General features: G+C 72.0%; 17 protein-coding genes. 15 read left to right on the top strand and 2 right to left on the bottom strand.

Annotation, left to right across the window (positions count from 1 at the left end; genetic code table 11):
* Positions 1–3: 3 nt before the first annotated feature.
* The 5 genes from sdhB to ABD143_RS08280 all read left to right on the top strand — a co-directional run bounded on the left by sdhB (position 4) and on the right by ABD143_RS08280 (position 4,646).
* Entirely contained in the window at positions 4–744 is a 741-nt protein-coding gene (gene sdhB / locus ABD143_RS08300; RefSeq protein ID WP_343973739.1) for a succinate dehydrogenase iron-sulfur subunit, read from the top strand.
* Positions 741–1,142, top strand: a complete 402-nt coding sequence (locus ABD143_RS08295) for a fumarate reductase subunit C (RefSeq protein WP_343973736.1) — start codon at positions 741–743, stop codon at positions 1,140–1,142. Before sdhB ends, ABD143_RS08295 begins: the two co-directional genes overlap by 4 nt.
* Positions 1,142–1,492: a fumarate reductase subunit FrdD gene (gene frdD / locus ABD143_RS08290; protein WP_343973733.1), complete on the top strand. Its 351-nt coding sequence runs from the start codon at positions 1,142–1,144 to the stop codon at positions 1,490–1,492. The genes ABD143_RS08295 and frdD overlap by 1 nt, the downstream gene beginning before the upstream one ends.
* A gap of 162 nt (positions 1,493–1,654) precedes the next feature.
* Positions 1,655–2,440 (top strand): MOSC domain-containing protein, encoded by a 786-nt coding sequence (locus ABD143_RS08285; protein ID WP_343973730.1) that lies wholly within the window; start codon positions 1,655–1,657, stop codon positions 2,438–2,440.
* 496 nt (positions 2,441–2,936) lie between these two features.
* Positions 2,937–4,646 carry a carbamoyltransferase C-terminal domain-containing protein gene (locus tag ABD143_RS08280; RefSeq protein ID WP_343973727.1) on the top strand — a complete coding sequence of 570 codons (1,710 nt, stop codon included), beginning with the start codon at positions 2,937–2,939 and terminating at the stop codon, positions 4,644–4,646.
* A 13-nt stretch (positions 4,647–4,659) separates the two neighbouring features.
* Here the strand turns inward: ABD143_RS08280 and ABD143_RS08275 are convergent, their stop codons facing one another.
* Complete coding sequence (locus tag ABD143_RS08275; protein ID WP_343973724.1) at positions 4,660–5,568, bottom strand: MurR/RpiR family transcriptional regulator; 909 nt, start codon at positions 5,566–5,568, stop codon at positions 4,660–4,662.
* Positions 5,569–5,724: 156 nt separating this feature from the next.
* On the opposite strand from ABD143_RS08275, the gene ABD143_RS08270 reads away from it, so the two are divergent.
* Genes ABD143_RS08270 through ABD143_RS08230 form a run of 9 tightly spaced genes read left to right on the top strand, consistent with a single transcriptional unit; the run spans position 5,725 to position 14,890 of the window.
* Positions 5,725–7,284 (top strand): ABC transporter substrate-binding protein, encoded by a 1,560-nt coding sequence (locus ABD143_RS08270; protein ID WP_343973721.1) that lies wholly within the window; start codon positions 5,725–5,727, stop codon positions 7,282–7,284.
* Positions 7,281–8,246, top strand: coding sequence for an ABC transporter permease (locus ABD143_RS08265; RefSeq protein ID WP_343973718.1), 966 nt, complete (start codon positions 7,281–7,283; stop codon positions 8,244–8,246). The genes ABD143_RS08270 and ABD143_RS08265 overlap by 4 nt, the downstream gene beginning before the upstream one ends.
* Positions 8,243–9,130 (top strand): ABC transporter permease, encoded by an 888-nt coding sequence (locus ABD143_RS08260; RefSeq protein ID WP_343973715.1) that lies wholly within the window; start codon positions 8,243–8,245, stop codon positions 9,128–9,130. Before ABD143_RS08265 ends, ABD143_RS08260 begins: the two co-directional genes overlap by 4 nt.
* Positions 9,127–10,053 carry an N-acetylmuramic acid 6-phosphate etherase gene (murQ, locus tag ABD143_RS08255; RefSeq protein WP_343973712.1) on the top strand — a complete coding sequence of 309 codons (927 nt, stop codon included), beginning with the start codon at positions 9,127–9,129 and terminating at the stop codon, positions 10,051–10,053. Before ABD143_RS08260 ends, murQ begins: the two co-directional genes overlap by 4 nt.
* Entirely contained in the window at positions 10,050–11,249 is a 1,200-nt protein-coding gene (locus ABD143_RS08250) for an anhydro-N-acetylmuramic acid kinase (protein WP_343973709.1), read from the top strand. The genes murQ and ABD143_RS08250 overlap by 4 nt, the downstream gene beginning before the upstream one ends.
* Positions 11,246–12,274 (top strand): ABC transporter ATP-binding protein, encoded by a 1,029-nt coding sequence (locus ABD143_RS08245; protein WP_343973707.1) that lies wholly within the window; start codon positions 11,246–11,248, stop codon positions 12,272–12,274. Before ABD143_RS08250 ends, ABD143_RS08245 begins: the two co-directional genes overlap by 4 nt.
* Positions 12,274–13,254: an ABC transporter ATP-binding protein gene (locus ABD143_RS08240; RefSeq protein ID WP_343973704.1), complete on the top strand. Its 981-nt coding sequence runs from the start codon at positions 12,274–12,276 to the stop codon at positions 13,252–13,254. Before ABD143_RS08245 ends, ABD143_RS08240 begins: the two co-directional genes overlap by 1 nt.
* A complete protein-coding gene (locus tag ABD143_RS08235; RefSeq protein WP_343973702.1) occupies positions 13,251–13,757 on the top strand; it encodes a GNAT family N-acetyltransferase in 507 nt (168 codons plus the stop codon). The genes ABD143_RS08240 and ABD143_RS08235 overlap by 4 nt, the downstream gene beginning before the upstream one ends.
* Positions 13,754–14,890 (top strand): serine hydrolase domain-containing protein, encoded by a 1,137-nt coding sequence (locus ABD143_RS08230; RefSeq protein WP_343973700.1) that lies wholly within the window; start codon positions 13,754–13,756, stop codon positions 14,888–14,890. The genes ABD143_RS08235 and ABD143_RS08230 overlap by 4 nt, the downstream gene beginning before the upstream one ends.
* 8 nt (positions 14,891–14,898) lie before the next feature.
* Here the strand turns inward: ABD143_RS08230 and ABD143_RS08225 are convergent, their stop codons facing one another.
* Complete coding sequence (locus ABD143_RS08225; RefSeq protein ID WP_343973697.1) at positions 14,899–15,690, bottom strand: hypothetical protein; 792 nt, start codon at positions 15,688–15,690, stop codon at positions 14,899–14,901.
* A 695-nt stretch (positions 15,691–16,385) separates the two neighbouring features.
* Here ABD143_RS08225 and ABD143_RS08220 point away from each other — a divergent pair.
* Positions 16,386–17,831 (top strand): LCP family protein, encoded by a 1,446-nt coding sequence (locus ABD143_RS08220; protein WP_343973694.1) that lies wholly within the window; start codon positions 16,386–16,388, stop codon positions 17,829–17,831.
* The last annotated feature ends 15 nt before the right edge of the window (positions 17,832–17,846 follow it).

Here is a 17,846-nt window from a genome sequence, read left to right as displayed (position 1 = left end):
GGCATGCCGGACACCATCACTCTGCAGGTCACCCGCTACCGGCCGGAGGCGGGCGCACCGACCCTGCAGGAGTACCAGGTTCCGTTCCGCGAGGAGTGGGCGGTCCTCGACGGGCTGAACTACATCAAGGACCAGATCGACGGGACACTGTCGTTCCGCTGGTCGTGCCGGATGGGCATCTGCGGGAGCTGCGGCATGACGGTCAACGGCGACCCCGCGCTGACCTGCGGCACGTTCCTGTCCGACTACGCGCCCGGACCCGTCCGGGTCGAGCCGCTGGCGAACTTCCCCGTCATCCGCGACCTCGTCGTGGAGATCGACGACTTCATGCGCAAGCTGCCCAAGGTCAAACCGTGGCTGGTGCGCGACGAGGAGCCGGCGGTCGCCGACCTCGAGTTCCTGCAGACGCCGGCCGAGCTGGACGCGTACAAGCAGTTCAGCATGTGCATCAACTGCATGCTCTGCTACGCGGCGTGCCCGGTGTACGCCATCGAGCCGGACTTCCTCGGCCCGGCGGCGATCGCGCTGGCCCAGCGCTACAACCTCGACTCCCGCGACCAGGGCGCGCACCAGCGACTGGACGTGCTCGCCACCGCGGACGGGGTGTGGGCCTGCACCTACGTCGGCGAGTGCACCAACGCCTGCCCCAAGGGTGTGGACCCGGCGGGCGCGATCCAGCGCTACAAGCTCACCGCGGCGACGCGGACACTCCGGTCGTTCCTGTTGCCGCGGGCCGCGCGATGACCACCTCGGACGCCCGCCTGTACCGGCCGCGGGCCTCGCGGTTCTGGTGGCTCCACCGCCGGTCCTACCTGCTGTTCGTGCTCCGTGAGCTGTCCAGCGTCTTCGTCGCCTGGTTCGTGGTGTACCTGCTGCTGCTCGTCACCTCCGTCCACCGCGGCAGCGGCTCCTACCAGCGGTTCCTCGAATGGAGCGGGCTTCCCTGGGTGCTGGTGCTCAACATCGTCGCGCTGGCCTTCGTGCTGTTGCACGCGATCACATGGTTCAACCTGGCCCCGAAGGCGATCGTGGTCAGGGCGGCAGGACGGCAGGTCCCGCCCCGGTCGGTCGCGGCCGCGCATTTCACGGCGTGGGCGCTCGCCTCCGCCGTGGTGGCCTGGATCGTGCTGGGCGGGCTGTGATGGCCAGGCGGTCCTCGTCCGAAGCGGTCGCGTGGCTGCTGTTCAGCGCAGGCGGAATGGCGTCCGCGCTGCTCGTCCCCGTGCTTCTGTTGTTCTTCGGAGTGGTGTTCCCGCTGGGCCTGCTGGCAGCGCCCGACCACACCTATATCTTGGCCGTCCTGCGCCATCCGCTCACCCGGGTCGTGCTCTTCGCACTGTGTGTGCTCGCGCTGATGCACTGGGCACACCGGTTCCGCTACACCCTCTTCGACGGCCTGCAGCTAAAGCGGCTGCGCACGCCAATCAATCTGCTGTGTTACCTCGGGGCGGCCATCGGTTCCCTGTGGGCCGCGATCGTGCTGTTCGGATGACTGGAGTTCGTCGCTCCACTTGTGCTCCACTCCTAGCGCGGCGACAGCAGAATTATTTGCGCCGCACGGACGACGCCCGGGCGCCGGATCCGCGCGTACAGTCCCTGAGCACGAGACGGCCCGGGGAGGAGTGTCGACATGACAGACGGAGCGGTCCTCACGTTGTGGCGGTACCCGGTCAAGTCGATGCAGGGAGAGGAACTCAACGCCTCTCATGTGAATGATCGTGGTTTACTCGGTGATCGCGCACTCGCCCTTGTCGATGCCGAAACCGGGAAGGTCGTGAGTGCCAAGAACCCGAGGAAGTGGACCGGCATCTTCGATTTCCGGGCGGTGCTGACCACGCCGCCACAGCCGGGCGACCCGCTCCCGCCGGCCGCGGTGACCCTCCCGGACGGCTCCGTGATGAGCTCGGCGGACAATCGCTTCGCCGAGACCGTTTCCGCCGTTCTCGGCAGGCGCGTGATGCTGGCTGCCGCAGGCGCGCCGCAACCGGTCCTGGAGGAGTACTGGCCCGACATGGCAGAGTTGGACCACCAGGACACCGTGACCGACGAGGCGATGCCCGAGGGCACCTTCTTCGATCTCGCCGGAGTGCATGTACTCACCACCAGCACTATCGACCGGCTTCGTGCGCTCAACCCGCATGGGCGGTTCGAGGTCCGGCGGTTCCGGCCGAACATCGTCGTGCAGGTCAGCGACGATGTGGTCGATTTCGTGGAGAACAAATGGCTGGGTCGCGAGATGCACATCGGTGACGATGTGATCCTGCAGATCACCGAACCCTGTCCGCGCTGCGTCATGACGACACTTCCCCAGGGCGACCTGCCCAAGGACCGGGAGATCCTTCGTACCGCGGCCCGGCACAACGACGTCAACGTCGGCGTGTACGCCGAGGTGCGCCGGCCCGGAATGATCCGGCGCGGCGACGAGGTGACACTCGGGTAGAGATTCCATCACTTGCACCGGGCCTGGCGACTGGACTCCCTGAGAAATCGCCACCATTCTCGACGATGTCGGATACAACAGGGTCGGACCAGTCGAAATCGGCCCCGATGGGGTCATCGCCTGATCACACCCAGCACCTCGTCCCCCCGTCGCGGCCGTTTCGGCCTTGGTGAATGACTGGCCGACCCGCGTGCGGACGGCGTGCCCGCAGGGGTGCCGAGATCCAGCCAGTACGAGCTGTCGATGACGGGCGGGGTTCCTGCTGCGCCCGCCCGACGCGGCCCCGTCCACGGACGCCCGGACGGCCTCGTTCGGCGACGGGCCCGGCGAGTACCTCGTCGGCCACGAGTTGGTCACCCACAACGTGCTCGACCGGCTGGGCGGCGGGTGGGACGCCCGGATCCGGGTAACCGCGAGCTTCACGGCCGCCTCTGCTGCAGGCGCCCCGGCCGGCGTGTATGGACCCCGACCCACCCGATGACCAGGAGCAGTGCCGATGGATGACCACGAGCCCGCCGTCGTCGGGATCAACCGCACCCAGGACGGGTCGATCGCGGTGGCCCGCGGCCCGGCCACGGTGTACAGCCTCCAGAAGGAGCGGCTGACCCGGCGCAAGCACCAGTGGGGCCGGCTGGGTGACCTGCCGAACCTGTACCTGCCCCGGATGGCGGCACTGCACGAGCCGGTAGACCTCGTGGTCGAGTGCTTCTCCTCCGACGACGAGATCAAGCACATCGACGCCTACCACGAAGAGGTGCGGGACACGCTGCGGTTCCGGGGCGAGCCGCGGATCGTGACGATGTCCCATCATCTCTCGCACCTCTACAGCGCGTTCCCGCCCTCACCGTTCCCGGCCGCCGCCGGAATGATCATCGACACCCAGGGCAGCCCGGTGCGCGACATGACCGAGCCGCCGTACGAACGCGGCATCGGCGAGGAGACGCCGTCGGACCTGCTGGAGGTGTCGTCGTTCTACCGGTGCGAGCGCGGCAGGCCGCCCGAGTGCTTCGCGAAGCAGTTGTGGGACGGCGACTGGGACCGCCCGGCCGGGCTGGGCTGCTTCTTCTACCTGCTGACTCGCGTGATGTTCACCGGCGAGGGCAGTGAGGGGAAGGTGATGGGCCTCGCGCCCTTCGGGGAGCTAAGCACCTTCGGGCTGCCGGACCTCGTCGTCGACGAGCACCGAGTCCTGATCCCGCAGGAGTGGCTGGCCATCTTCGCCGAACGGAACCGGTTCTCCCACTTCCTGGGCGGCCCGGGCTCCTTCACCGACTGCGCCGACCTCGCGGCCGAGGGCCAGCGCGCGTTCGAGACCGCGCTGCTGCAGGTCACCGCGTGGCTGCACAAGCAGACGGGTGCGCAGGACCTGGTGTTCGCGGGCGGGACCGCGCTCAACTGCTCCGCCAACGGGCGCATCCTGCGCGAGAGCGCCTTCGACGACGTGTTCATCCCGCCCAGCGCCCACGACGGCGGCACCGCGCTGGGCTGCGCGCTGTACGGGATGATCGAGTGCCTCGGCGAGACCAGCGACTTCCGGTGGACGAACGACTTCCTCGGTCCGGAACCGGATGCCGACGCCGTGGCGGCCACGGTGCGCTCTGCTGCTGACGATCCCGGTCTCGTGGTGAAGCGGCCGCCCGATCTCGCCGCCGCGGCGGCGGACCTGCTGGAGGCGGGGTACGTCGTCGCGCTGCACCAGGGCCGCAGCGAGTCGGGCCCGCGAGCGCTGGGCGGCCGCAGCATCATCGGCGACGCCCGCCACCCGGCGATGCGCGACTTCATCAACTTCCGTGTGAAGGGCCGCGAGTGGTTCCGCCCGCTGGCCCCGCTCGTGCTGGCCGAGGCCGCTCCGGCGATCTTCGACGTCGACCGGCCGGTCCGGTTCATGCAATTCGCGATCGACGTACGTCCCGAGCACCGCGCGGCGCTCACCGCGGTCACCCACGTCGACTGCACCGCCCGCATCCAGACCGTCGAACCGCGCAACACCCCGTTCCTGCACGCGCTGCTCACCGCGTTCGAGGAGCGGACCGGCTGTCCCGTGCTGATCAACACCTCCTTGAACCGCAAGGGCCACCCGCTCACGGAGGCCCCGCAGGACTCCCTGGCCTGCCTGACGAGCACCGGGATCCACGCGCTGGTGATGCCGCCGTTCCTGATCCGCAAACCCCACGCGTCCCCGGTCCCACGCGACTGGCACCCCTGACGCTGCCTGCTCGTCAGTGGTCGCGCAGCCGCGCGGCCGGTTGCGCCGGGGTCCGTCTCGACTGGATTGCGCGGTAGGTGCGGCTGAGGGCGGAGACCGTCCGGTCGTAGGACCGCTGCGCGACCCCCACGAACAGACAGTCGATCACCGCGAGCTGGGCGATGCGACTGGCCATCGCGCCGGACCTGAAGGTGGTCTCGCGGGCCGCGGTGGTGAGCACCAGATCCGCGCAGTCGGTGAGCGGGGACGGCTCGAAGTTCGTGATCCCGATGGTGCGCGCGCCCGACTCGCGCGCGGCCCGCAGGGCGTCGACCGTGTCGATCGTGGTGCCGGTGTGGGAGATCCCGATCGCGACGCACTGGGCGTCGAGGAGGGCGGCGGAGGTGAGCGCCGCGTGCGGGTCCGGCCACACGAACGCGAGCAGGCCGATCCGGTGCAGCTTCTGATGCAGGTCCTGGCCGACGAACCCGCTCGCCCCGAGCCCGTAGATGTCGATGCGGCGGGCGTCGGCGACGGCCTCGACGGCCCGTCCCAGCGCGGCCAGGTCCAGCGTGGCGGCGGTGTCCTCCACCGCTTTGGCGTCGCTGAACGCGATCTTGGCGACGATGTCGGCCAACGTGTCGTCCCGCTCGATGTCCGGCGACAACGCCGTCGCGTCGGCCTTCCCCGCGGCCTCCCGGCTCGTCTCCCGGGCCAGGGCGAGGCGCAGGTCGGGGTAGCCCTGGAAGCCCGCCGAGTGGCAGAAACGCAGCACCGTCGCCACGGACGTCTCGCACTCCTGGGCCAGCCGGCCGATCGACAGCTCGGCGGTGCCCGCCGGGTCGCGCAGCACGGCGTCGGCCACGCGGCGCTGGGCGGGGCGCAGGGACGGCAGTACCGCGCGGATGCGCACCAGGACGCCGCGAGCCGGGTCGGAGGCCATGACGCGGACGATATCGCCCGCCCGGCAATTTGTTACGAGTATGCCTCGTCCTGTGATAACTCTTGACCTTCCGATCCCGGCTGTGATGCGGTACCCGCCAACGCACCGGTGCGCCTCGCGTGCCGTGACTCCCCGACGCTGGAGGTTCCGGACGACATGGCTCGACGAGCGATCTGGAGAGGACGGGGCGCCACGCTCGGCGCGCTCGCCGTGACCGGCGCGGTGCTGCTCACCGCGTGCTCGGGAGCCGGCGGTGGCACGGGCGGCACGGGCGGCGGTTCCGGGTCCGGTGGTCTCGTGATCGGCGCGACGTCCGACCCGGACACGCTGTTCCCCTGGAAGGCCACCCAGTTCCAGGCCGTGAACGTCGTCGAGCAGCTCTACGGGACCCTGACCGAGCTGGACGCGAACCTCGAGGTCGTGCCGGGGCTCGCGGAGTCTTGGCAGGTCGCCCCCGACGGCGCGGCCGTCACGCTGACGCTGCGGCAGGGCGTGACGTTCGCCGACGGCAGCACGTTCGACTCCGGCGACGTGAAGAGCTCCCTGGAGCGGATCAAGGCCGAGGCGACGGGCGCCGTGGCGGCCGCGAGCCTGGCCTCGGTGACGACGGTGGACGCCCCCGACCCGTCCACGGTGGTGCTGCGGCTCTCCGGACCGGATGCCGGCATCCTCGCCGCGCTGGCATCGGTGAACCTCGCGATGCTCTCCAGCGACGACACCGAACAGACCCTCGCCACCACGCCGAACGGGACCGGCCCGTTCACGTTCGCCGAGCGCAAGCCGAACGAGTCGATCACTCTGACGGCCAACCCGTCCTACTGGAGCGGCGCGCCCACGCTGCCGTCCGTCGAGTTCCGGGTGATCCCCGACGAGACGTCGATCGTGTCCGCGCTGCAGTCGGGCAACGTCCAGTTCGCCGTGTTCGACGACCCGCTGGTCGCGCAGAGCGCGGAGGGCTCCGGGACCACGATCGCCAAGACGCCCCAGCTGTCGTACCACGCGCTGCAGCTCAACGCCCGCCAGGCGCCCCTCGACGACGTCAACGTGCGGCTGGCGATCCAGTGCGCGGTGGACCGCCAGCAGGTGCTCGACACGGCGGCGCTGGGCGAGGGTGAGGTGACCGGGCCGATCACCTCCCCGGCCTACCGCTCCGACCCGGCGGCGCGCCCGTGCCCGCAGCGGGACGTGGAGGCGGCGAAGCGCTACCTCGCGGCGGCCGGCCACCAGGGCGGCCTGACCATCTCGACGATCGTCTCCCAGGGCGAGTACGCCACCTCCGTGAACGAGGCGACGAACCTGCAGGCCCAGCTCGGCGAGGCCGGCATCACGCTGAACCTGGAGGTGCTGGAGTCCGGCGCGTTCGTGGACCGCTGGGTGGCGGCCGACTTCCAGACCGCGGTGGCGCTCAACGGCGGCAGGCCCGACCCGGACGGCATGTACGGGCGCTACTTCACCAGCACCGGCAACCTCAACAAGGTGGCCGGGTTCAGCTCCCCGGAGCTCGACGCACTGTTCGCGCAGGGCAAGGCCACGGCCGACCCCGCTGCGCGCAAGGCCATCTACGAGCGGGTCTCGGCCGAGCTGGAGGACAACGCCGCCTGGGTGTGGCTCTTCACCAGCTTCACCTACACCGCGACCGCCCCCGGGGTCACCGGGTTCACCCCGATGCCCAACAACTCGCTGAAGTTCCTGCGCGAGACCACCGTCAGCGGATGATCCCGGTTCGGCACCCGCTGGTCAGGCGGGTCCTGGAGGCCGTTCTGACGCTCCTCGGGGTGGCCGTGCTGGTCTTCGTCATGCTCCGGGCGATCCCCGGCGACCAGATCACGGCCACCCTCGGCACCGAGGCCGCCGCGCTCACGCCGGCGCAGCGGGAGGCGCTCACGGCGTACTACGGGCTGGACCAGCCCCTCGTCGTGCAGTTCTTCACCTGGCTCGGGGCCGTGGTCACCGGCAACCTCGGCGCGTCGCAGCGCAGCGGCCAGTCGGTGCTGGAGATGACCGCGGCGTCCCTCCCGATCACGCTCGAGCTGGCGGTGCTGTCGCTGCTCATCGGGCTGGTCCTCGGGGTGGCCGCGGGCATGCTGTCGGCGTCGCGGCCGAACTCGGCCCGCGACGCCGTCGGCCAGTCGGTCGGGCTGGCCGGGCTCTCGGTGCCCGCGTTCCTGCTCGGCTCGGCGATGCTGGCGCTGTCAGCGCGGTTCCTCGGCTACAACCCCAACGCCGAGCAGTTCGCGCCGTTCTTCGCCGACCCGGCGCTGAACATCCAGCAGATGCTGATGCCCGCGCTCGTGCTCGGGTTCGGTCTCGCGGCGCCGATCATGCGGACAGCGCGTTCGGCGCTGCTGGAGGTGCGGTCCCAGGATTTCGTGCGCACCGCCCACGGCAAGGGCGCCGGACCTCAGCGGGTGCTCTTCCGGCACGTCCTGCGCGGCGCCCTCGTCCCGATCGTGACGATGACGGGCCTCCAGTTCGGCTACCTCCTCGGCGGGGCCGTGGTCGTCGAGCAGATCTTCTCCGTGCCGGGCATCGGGCGTCAGGTGCTGATCGGCATCCAGCAGAAGGAGTACGCGGTCGTGCAGAGCACGGTGCTCGTCATCGCGCTGACGTTCGTGCTGGTGAACCTGGCGACAGACCTGCTGTACCGGGTCATCGACCCACGGGTGAGGGCATCGTGACCACGGACGTGGTGTCCGGGGTCCCGGCGGCGCCGGCACCGGGGCGCCAGAACCTCCTGCGAAGGACCCTCGCGAGCCGTAGCGGCCTGGTCGGCACCGTGCTCGTCGGGATCGTGGTCGCCGCGGCGCTCGCGGCCGTCGCCGGCGCGCTCCCCCACGACGCCGTGACGCAGGCGCCCGCCGACCGGTTGTCCGGGCCGTCGGTCGAGCACTGGTTCGGCACGGACCAGTTCGGCCGGGACGTGTTCGCGCGGTGCGCGGAGGGCGCGGCGAACTCCCTGCTCATCGCCGTGGTGGCGGTGGCGATCGCCACGGCGGCCGGGACCGCGGCCGGTGTCGTCGCGGGCTTCTTCGGCGGGTGGTCGGGCCGCTCGATCCTCGGCGTGACGAACGTGCTGTTCGCGTTCCCGCCCCTGTTGCTGGCCCTGGCGCTCGCGTCGGCATTCGAGCGGACCTGGCTCACGGTGGCGGCCGCCATCGCGATCGTCTACACGCCGATCTTCGTGCGGGTCACCCGCGGGCCGGTGCTGTCGCTGCGCGAGGCCGACTTCATCCGCGCCGCGACCGTGCTCGGCTTCTCTCCGCTCCGGACGCTCACCCGGCACGTACTGCCCAACATCGCGCCGATCGTGATCGTGCAGGTCACGCTCTCCCTGTCCTGGGCCGTGCTCACCGAGGCGTCGCTCAGCTTCCTCGGCCTGGGCACCCCGCCGCCAGCCCCGTCGCTCGGGTCGATGGTGCTCGAAGCGCGGGTGCTGGTGAACGTGGCCTGGTGGACGATGGCCGCCCCCGGCGCCGTGATCGTGGCGCTGGTGGTGGGGCTCAACCTGCTCGGCGACGGCCTTCGCGACGCACTCGACCCCCAGAACGGAGAACGCCGGTGACCGGGCCCGTCGACCACGTGCCGGAGCGGCTGGCTGCGCTGGCGACCGAGCAGGCCGACCCCCGGTACGCCGGAATCGACCTCTCGAGCGTCGGCGAGCTCGCCGTGCTGATGAACGAGGCCGACGGGAGCGTCCCGCAGGCCGTGCACGCGGCACTGCCGCGGATCGTGCCCGCGATCGCGGCGGTGACCGAGCGGATGCGCGCCGGCGGGCGGCTGCTCTACGTCGGCGCGGGCACGGCGGGCCGGATGGGGGTGCTGGACGCCTCGGAGTGCCCACCCACGTTCGGCACACCTCCTGAGCTGGTGCGCGGGGTCATCGCCGGCGGGCCGGACGCGATGTTCACCGCGCAGGAGGGCGTCGAGGACGACGAGGACGCCGGACGCGCCGCGATCGCGGCCGAGGGCGTCGGCCCGGCGGACGCGGTGCTCGGACTGGCGGCCAGCGGGCGCACACCGTTCGCCGTGGCGGCGGTCGCCGAGGCACGTCGCCGGGGCGCACTCACCGTGGGCCTGTCCTGCAACCGGGACACCCCGCTCAGCGCCGCCGCGGAGCACCCCATCGAGGTCGTCGTCGGCCCGGAGGTCGTCGCCGGGTCCACCCGGCTCAAGGCGGGCACCGCGCAGAAGCTGGTGCTCAACATGTTCTCGACGATCGTGATGGTCCAGCTCGGCAAGACCTACGGGAACCTCATGGTCGATCTCAAGGCCTCGAACGCGAAGCTGCGCGAGCGCGCGATCCGGACGGTCACCACGGTGACGGGGGTGTCCCGGGAGCGCGCGGCCGCTGCCCTGGAGTCGTCCGGGATGCACGTGAAGCTCGCGATCCTGCGCCTGGAGCGCGGGCTCGACGACGCGGAGGCGACCGAGCGGCTCGTCGCCGCGGGCGGTCATCTGCGGGCGGCGTTGGAGGGAGAGCGATGAAGGTCCTCGGCATGATCTCCGGGACGTCGCACGACGGGATCGACGCGGCGGTGGTCGACTTCACGCTGCGGGGTGATGTGCTGCATGGGCACGTGACCTCCGCGTCGAGCACCGGCTACGACCCGCCGTTGCGCGCGCGGATCCTCGCCGCGCTGCCCCCGGCCGCCACCACGCTCGCGGAGGTCTGCGAGCTGGACACGCTCGTCGGGCAGGCGTTCGCGGACGTGGCGGAGAAAGCCGTCACATCGGGGATCGGGGCGGCCGGCCGGGTCGACGCGGTGTGCTCGCACGGCCAGACCGTCTTCCACTGGGTCGACCCCTCCGGCACGTCTGCGCTGGGGACTCTCCAGATCGGGCAGCCCGCGTGGATCGCCGAGCGGCTCGGCGTCCCGGTGGTGGCCGACGTGCGGATCCGCGACATCGCGGCGGGCGGGCAGGGCGCCCCGCTCGTGTCCTACCTCGACACGCTCCTGCTCGGCGGCCTCCCCGGCCGCCCCGCCGCGCTGAACCTCGGTGGCATCTCCAACATGACCGTGCCCGGTGCCGCGGGTGGCCCGCTGGCCTGGGACATCGGACCCGCCAACGCCCTGGTGGACGCCACCGTGCTCGACACCGGCGCGCACCCGGCGGGCTACGACGCCGACGGCGCGATCGCCGCACGCGGCCGGGTCGACGAGGGCCTCCTCGCCGACCTGCTCACCGAGCCCTACTACCGGCTGCCCGCCCCGAAGAGCACCGGCAAGGAGCTGTTCCACCACGGGTACGTCGCCGCCGCGCTGGCCCGCCACGGCAAGGACGTGGGGCCGGCCGACCTGATCGCCACCCTCACCGCGCTCACCGCGCAGACCGTGGCCGACGCGGTGCGCGCCGCAGGTGTCGACACGCTCGTGGTCTCCGGCGGCGGGTGCGCCAACCCGACCATGATGCGTTTGATCGCCGACCGCCTGCCCGGGGTGCGCCTCACGACCTCGGCGGAGCTGGGTGCCCCGCCGGACCTCAAGGAGGCCATCGCGTTCGCCCTCATCGGCTGGCAGACGCTCCACGGGCTCCCCGCGACACTGCCCAGCGCCACCGGCGCGAGAGCGGCCCGCGTCCTCGGCGCGATCACCCCCGGCCGGGAACCGCTCCGCCTGCCCGAGCCGGTGACGGCGGCGCCCGCGGCGCTGCGGCTGACCGTCGCCGAGGGGGTGGCGTGACCAGCGGCCCGGAGACCGTGCGGACGGCCCCTTCGACGGTGGACGGGCCGGTGCTGGAGGTCCGGGACCTCGCGGTGTCGGCGGGCCGCCGCCGTCCCGTCGAGATCGTGCACGGGATCGACCTCGCCTTGCGTCGCGGCGAGACCGTCGGGGTGGTCGGGGAGAGCGGGTCGGGCAAGTCCGTCACGATGCTGGCGCTGATGCGGCTGCTCGGAGACCCGCTGCGGATCACCCGCGGACAGGTGCGGTTCAACGGCCGCGACCTCGCCACGATGAGCGAGCCGGAGATGCGGTCGCTGCGCGGGCGCGAGATCGCGATGGTCTACCAGGACCCGATGACCTCGCTGAACCCCTTCATGCGCGTGGGCGACCAGGTGATCGAGGCGCTGCGCGTCCACGGCACCGAGACCGACGCCGCCACGGCCCGCTGCCTGGAGCTGTTCGCCCGCGTCGGCATCCCCGACCCCGCGCGCACCTCCCGCTCCTACCCCCACGAGTTCTCCGGTGGCATGCGGCAGCGGGTCGTCATCGCGATGGCGCTCGCCCTGCGCCCGACCCTGCTGATCGCCGACGAACCGACCACCGCGCTGGACGTCACCATCCAGCAGCAGATCCTCAGCCTGGTGGCCGAGCTCCAGCGTGAGATGGGCATGACGACGATCTGGGTCACCCACGACCTCGGAGTGGTGGCACGGCTCGTGGAGCGGGTGGTCGTCATGTACGCCGGGCACGTCGTCGAGGACGCCCCGGTGCGGCAGATCTTCGCGGCGCCGCAGCACCCCTACACCGCTCGGCTGCTGGCGTCGCTGCCCAACCCCGCCGACGACGCCCGCCCGCCGCTCGCCCAGATCCCCGGCCGGCCCCCGCTGCCGACCGAGCATGTGCAGGGATGCGCGTTCCGGCCCCGCTGTGCGCAGGCGCGCGACGCCTGCCTCGAAACTCCCCCGCTGCGGGAGCGCGGCGCGGGCCGGGCGGCATGCTGGGTGCCCGTCGAGGACTGGACCCCGATCCGGGAGGCGCGCTGATGCTCGAGGCGATCGACCTGGTCAAACACTTCCCCGTCCGTGGATCCGACGCGCTCGTCCACGCCCTCAACGGCGTGTCGCTGAGCCTGGCGGCGGGCGAGACGCTCGGCATCGTCGGGGAGTCCGGCTGCGGGAAGTCGACGCTGGCGAAGGTGCTGGTGCGCCTGGAGGACCCCACCTCGGGGCGGGTCGTCCTCGACGGCGTCGACCTCACCGAGCTGCGCGGGCGGCGGCTGCGCGCGCACCGGCGACATATCCAGATGGTCTTCCAGGACCCGTACTCCTCCCTCGACCCGCGGCAGTCGGTGGGCGCGGCGCTCGACGAGGTGCTGACCGTCCACGGGATCGGCTCCTCGGACGCGGACCGGACCCGCCGCGTGGCCGAGCTGCTCGATCTCGTCGGACTCTCCCCCGCCTTCGCCCAGCGACTCCCCCACGAGATGTCCGGCGGGCAGCGCCAGCGCGTCGGCATCGCCAGGGCACTCGCGCCCGAGCCGCGCGTCCTGCTGCTGGACGAACCGGTGTCCGCGCTCGACGTGTCGGTGCGGGCGGAGGTCATGAACCTGCTGGTCCACCTCCGCTCCGAGCTGCAGCTCGCCTACCTGTTCATCAGCCACGACGTGGCGATGGTGCGCCAGATCAGCGACCGGGTCGCCGTCATGTACTTCGGGCGGGTGGTCGAGCAGGGCGGGTGGAAGTCGGTGCTCAGTGTTCATGGCGGAGACCCGTTGCACCCCTACACCGCTGGGCTGCGCGGTGCCGTCCCGGTGCCGGACCCGACCGTCGCGCAGCCGCTGGCGGCCACCGTCGTCGGCGAGGTGCCCAACCCGGTCGCCCCGCCCTCGGGCTGCCCGTTCCATCCCCGCTGCCCCCTCGCGGAGGACGTGTGCCGCACCGCGCTACCCCCGCTGGAGGAGATCCGCGATGAACACCTGGCGGCCTGCCACGTCGCCGCCCGTTCCCTGACGGGCAGCCGATGATCGGGCAGCCAATGATCGGGCAGACGTTGATCAGGCAGGCCCGGGCTGCCGACCTGGAGGCGGTCGTCGAGGTCTTCCTGGCCTGCTGGACGATCAGCTACGCGCCCCTCCTCCCCGCGGCGGCGCATGCCGTCATGGACCGGGAGACCGCGACCGCGCTCTGGCGCGCAGCGCTCGCGGACCCGACGGCGTTCGTCGCCGAGCACGGTGGCGGCGCGATCGGGGTCGCGCGATGCACGCTCGTCGGCCGCGGAACCGGCCGCGTCGACAGCCTCTACGTCCATCCCCGCACGCAGGGCAGCGGCCTGGGCGGACGACTGCTGGCGGCGTGCACCGACCACCTGCTGGCCGCGGGCGCATCGCGCGCAACGCTGTGGGTGTTCGCCCCGAACGAGCCGGCGCGCGCCTTCTACGCCCGCCATGGCTGGCAGCCCACCGGCGAGCAGCGGGTCGAGCCGGAGTACGGAGTGCCGGAGGTCGAGCTCGCACGGGTGCTGACGTGAGCGCCGGACCGCTCACGGACGCCGTGCACGCGCTCGTCACGGGCACCTTCCGGGGGCGTGGAGACTGCGCCCCGCCGCCGGGCGCGTGCCTGGCCGTGCGGGCGCCGGGTGTCGACGCGCTCGCCGTGACGGGACACCGGCAGGTGCTCGGCGTCGACGAACCGCTCCCGATGAGCGCGGACACCAGCCACGACCTCGCGTCCGTCACGAAGGTGGCCGCAACGACCACCGCGCTCGTGGCGCTCGCCGACGCAGGCGACCTTCGGCTCGCGGACCCGGTGACCCGGTACGTGCCGGGCTTCCGCGGCGACGGCCGCGACGAGCTGACGCTGGAGGACCTGCTGCTGCACCGAGCTGGGTTGTGGGAGTGGTGGCCGACCTACTGCGACGTCACCGACCCCGACGAGGGGCGCGAGCTGGTGCGGGACCTGCCGCTGCGCTACCTGCCGCGGACCGGACGTCACTACTCGGACCTCGGCTTCATGCTCCTGGGCCAGGTCGTCGAGGCGGTCGCACGCAGCCCGCTGCCCGCCGCGGTGCGCGAGCTGGTGCTCGGACCGGTGGGGATGGACGCGACCGCGTTCGCGCGACCGGTCGGTACCGAGGTCGCGGCGAGTGGCACCGGCGACGTCATCGAGCGGCGGATGGTGGACACCGGCGAGCCGTACTCGGTGCCGCGCTCGGCCGCTGACTTCACGGGGTGGCGCAGCCACGTCCTCGTCGGGGAGGTGGACGACGGCAACGCGTTCCACACGTTCCGCGGCGTGTCCGGGCACGCCGGGCTGTTCTCGACGGTCGGAGACCTCCTGCTACTCGGCGGCGCCCTCGGCCGCAGCGCCGCGGGCGAGGGGCCGTGGGACGCCGGAGTCCTGGGCGCGTTCCTGGCCGGAGGGCCGGACGCGGGCCAGTCCCGCGGGTTCCGATCATGGTCGACGTCCCTCGTGGGCTGTACCGCCACTGCCTTCGGCCACCCCGGGTTCACCGGGTGCACGTTCGCGGTCCTGCCCGCGCACCGGGCGTGCGTCGTGCTCGCCACGAACCGCCTGCACGTGGTAGGCGACCCGGTGCCCAACGACGTCATGTGGAGTACCGCGCTCGACGCGGCGCACGGCCTGCTCCACGAAGCCCACTAGCTCACCGTCTAGCTCTCCTGGCGCCGCCGGGCAGCCGGCAGGGTCTCCCCTGATGGATCCCCGTCGGCAGCGGCCTGCGGGGCGCTGCCGGCGAACAGGTCGACGATCGGATCCCAACGGTTGCGCCGGCCCGCGGGGAACCGGCGCTCGGACCGGCGCAGGCGTGCGGAGCCGGGTCGGTAGCGGCGCCGCGCCCACGGCGACCCCGGCATGGCCAGCCGGAGCGCCGCGACCAGAGCGACGAACGGTACGAACACGCCCACCACCCCCAGCAACGTCCGGCCCTTGAGGATCGCCACGAGCGCGAGGAGCAGGTTGGCCGCGATGGTGGCCGAGAGCACGACCCAGCCGCCGCCGACGTCCGCGTCGTCGACGGGCGAGGCGCCGACCAGCAGCAGTCCCCCGATCACCACCGCCACCAGCACGGCGTCGACCGAGCGCCGGCCCTCGGGGCCCCAGTAGACGTCGTCGAGCCGCACCCAGAGGGCGAACTCGTCGAGTGTGAGCGCGGCACCCACGCCGAACAGCACCGCGATCACCTGCACCCACGGGTCCCCGGGCCGGTAGGCGAACTCGGCCGTTCCCGTGCCGAGGAGGAGGAAGATGCCGTAGACCTCGTGGTGGATGTGCACGCCGCCGACGGTGGTGTCCCGGAACGGCCCGCGGCCGCTCCGGATCAACCGGGTGATCAGCCGCGTGATCAGGAACGTGAACACGAAGGCAGCGAGCATCCAGGCCACGAGCAGGCGGTTTGGCGCGGTGAGCGAGATCTGGAGACCGTCCGGAGGCACAGCGGACACGTCGGCCACCTCCTTCCGGCAGACGGGAGGCGAGGCGCAGCCAGCGTCCCTACTGTCCCACCAGCGCGGATGAGGTCAACCCGCCCGAGCCGTGCCGCCATGAGTATTTCCGCCCGACCGCCCGACACGCCGGTTCTGTACCGACCGTCGGCAATGGCCGAACCACAATTTCCGGAGCCGATGACAATGATCACAAGCCGGCCCTCCGGCGGGGCGCCCGCCGCATCGGACCGACGGTCGGCGCGATGTGGAGTTCTCCGCAGCTGGGTCCCTGACCTGCACAGATGAGAAATACTCAGGCTGGCTGGGTCGCCTCGCCGGTTATCCGACAGCGGCAGCACAGGTCAGTCCGATACACACCGGATCAGCAGTCCGGACGCCTGCATTAATGTCACCCGGGGGGCCACGGCTTCGGCAGGAAGGGCAGGTATGGGCGCGTCGATTTCGACGCACCGGGCGTTTCGTCATCGGTGTCAGCATGATCCCGTTCACGGCGGAGCGGCACAACCGGCGCACCCGGCGTGACAGCGCGGCCGCCCCGAGGCGAGCGGTGGATGCCGCAGCCGCCGGTCCGCCCGACGCGGCCGGTCCCGCCCCCCATGGGAGGCGCTCCGCCGAGACGACCTCCGCCGCCCTACCAGCCTCACCCGGCACCTCCCCCGGCACGGCGCCGGCGGCACCTCCTCGCCAGGGGCGTGCGCGCGGCAGTCGTGCTGTTGTCGGCCCTGACCCTGCTCATCACCGGGTACGGCTGGTCGGTCTACCGGCAGTTGAACACCAGCCTGGTCACGAGCGACGTCCTCGGTCCGACGGCAGCGCCTGACGGGGCCACGGACATCCTGCTCGTCGGGCTGGACAGCCGCACCGACGCGAACGGCAACCCTCTCCCCCGGCAGGTCCTCGACCAGCTCAACGCGGGACCCGACACCGGCATGCTGAACACCGACACCCTCATCCTGGTCCGCATCCCCAACGACCCGTCCAAGTCCTCCACGGCGGTCTCCATCCCGCGCGACTCGTACGTCGACATCCCCGGCTACGGCACCCACAAGATCAACTCCGCATACGCGAGAGCGGCGGCCACCGAACGGACACGGCTGGCCGCACAGGGCGTCACCGGCGCCGCGCTGGACCAGCAGTCGACCCAGGCGGGGCGCCGCAGTCTCATCGCGACCATCGAGAAGCTCACCGGGTCCTCGGTCGACCACTACGCCGAGGTCAACCTGGTCGGATTCGCCGAGATCACCCAGGCCGTCGGCGGGGTTCCGGTGTGCCTCAACGCCCCGGTCAGCGACTCCTACTCCGGTGCCGACTTCCCCGCCGGCCCGCAGACACTTGAAGGCGCGCCCGCGCTCGCCTTCGTCCGCCAGCGGCACGGCCTGCCCCACGGCGACCTGGACCGGATCGTGCGTCAGCAGGCCTTCCTGGCCAGCCTCGCCCACCAGGTCCTCTCCGCCGGCACCCTCGCCAACCCGTCGGCGCTCTCGGGGCTCATCAGCGCGATCAGCCGCTATGTGGTGCTCGACCAGGGCTGGGACCTGCTCGGGTTCGCCAAACAGGCCCAAGGACTGACCGGCGGCAACATCACCTTCCGCACCATCCCCACCGGCACCCCGGCGCTGCAGACCCCGTCCGACGGCGTCGCTGTTCAGGTCGACCCGACGCTGGTCCGCCAGTTCTTCGCCGGCCTGGCCGGCGGTGGGACCACCGCACCGGATCCGGCGGCCGCTCCGCTGATCGCCGACGTCAGCAACGCCTCCGGCCGCACCGGCCTCGCCGCCGCCGTCCAGGGTGTGCTCAACGACGGCGGCATCGTCCCCGGGGACCTCGGCAACGCTCCCACCGCATCCCGCTCCGTCGTCCGCGCCGCGACCGCCGACCGGGCGCGCGCGCAGCAGGTCGCCGATCTCCTCGGAGGTATCCCGGTGCAGGCCGACGCCACCGTCCCCGCCGGGCACGTCCAGGTGCTACTGGGCCGCGACTACAGCGGTTCCGACACCGGCGGAAGCACTCCACAGGCGCGCGCCGGATCCACCGCAGGCGGATCCAACGCCGTCCCTACCCCCGGCGACGACGCCCCCGGAGCGCCGCCCGCCGGGGACCCGCCGATCACCGCCGGCGGCGTCCCCTGCGTCGACTGACTGCGGCGAACCGAC

This window comes from Pseudonocardia aurantiaca (assembly GCF_039526725.1).
GTDB lineage: Bacteria > Actinomycetota > Actinomycetes > Mycobacteriales > Pseudonocardiaceae > Pseudonocardia > Pseudonocardia aurantiaca.
The sequence above is the reverse complement of the archived record's forward strand: the minus strand, read 5'-3'. Positions and strand labels throughout refer to the sequence as shown.

Excerpts from the sequence above, each read along its gene's own strand:
- ABD143_RS08270 (WP_343973721.1), top strand. The coding sequence starts at position 5,725 with ATGGCTCGACGAGCGATCTGGAGAGGACGGGGCGCCACGCTCGGCGCG.
- frdD (WP_343973733.1), top strand. The coding sequence starts at position 1,142 with ATGGCCAGGCGGTCCTCGTCCGAAGCGGTCGCGTGGCTGCTGTTCAGC.
- ABD143_RS08275 (WP_343973724.1), bottom strand. The coding sequence starts at position 5,568 with ATGGCCTCCGACCCGGCTCGCGGCGTCCTGGTGCGCATCCGCGCGGTA.
- ABD143_RS08280 (WP_343973727.1), top strand. The coding sequence starts at position 2,937 with ATGGATGACCACGAGCCCGCCGTCGTCGGGATCAACCGCACCCAGGAC.
- ABD143_RS08250 (WP_343973709.1), top strand. The coding sequence starts at position 10,050 with ATGAAGGTCCTCGGCATGATCTCCGGGACGTCGCACGACGGGATCGAC.
- ABD143_RS08235 (WP_343973702.1), top strand. The coding sequence starts at position 13,251 with ATGATCGGGCAGCCAATGATCGGGCAGACGTTGATCAGGCAGGCCCGG.
- sdhB (WP_343973739.1), top strand. The coding sequence starts at position 4 with ATGCCGGACACCATCACTCTGCAGGTCACCCGCTACCGGCCGGAGGCG.
- ABD143_RS08295 (WP_343973736.1), top strand. The coding sequence starts at position 741 with ATGACCACCTCGGACGCCCGCCTGTACCGGCCGCGGGCCTCGCGGTTC.
- ABD143_RS08240 (WP_343973704.1), top strand. The coding sequence starts at position 12,274 with ATGCTCGAGGCGATCGACCTGGTCAAACACTTCCCCGTCCGTGGATCC.
- ABD143_RS08265 (WP_343973718.1), top strand. The coding sequence starts at position 7,281 with ATGATCCCGGTTCGGCACCCGCTGGTCAGGCGGGTCCTGGAGGCCGTT.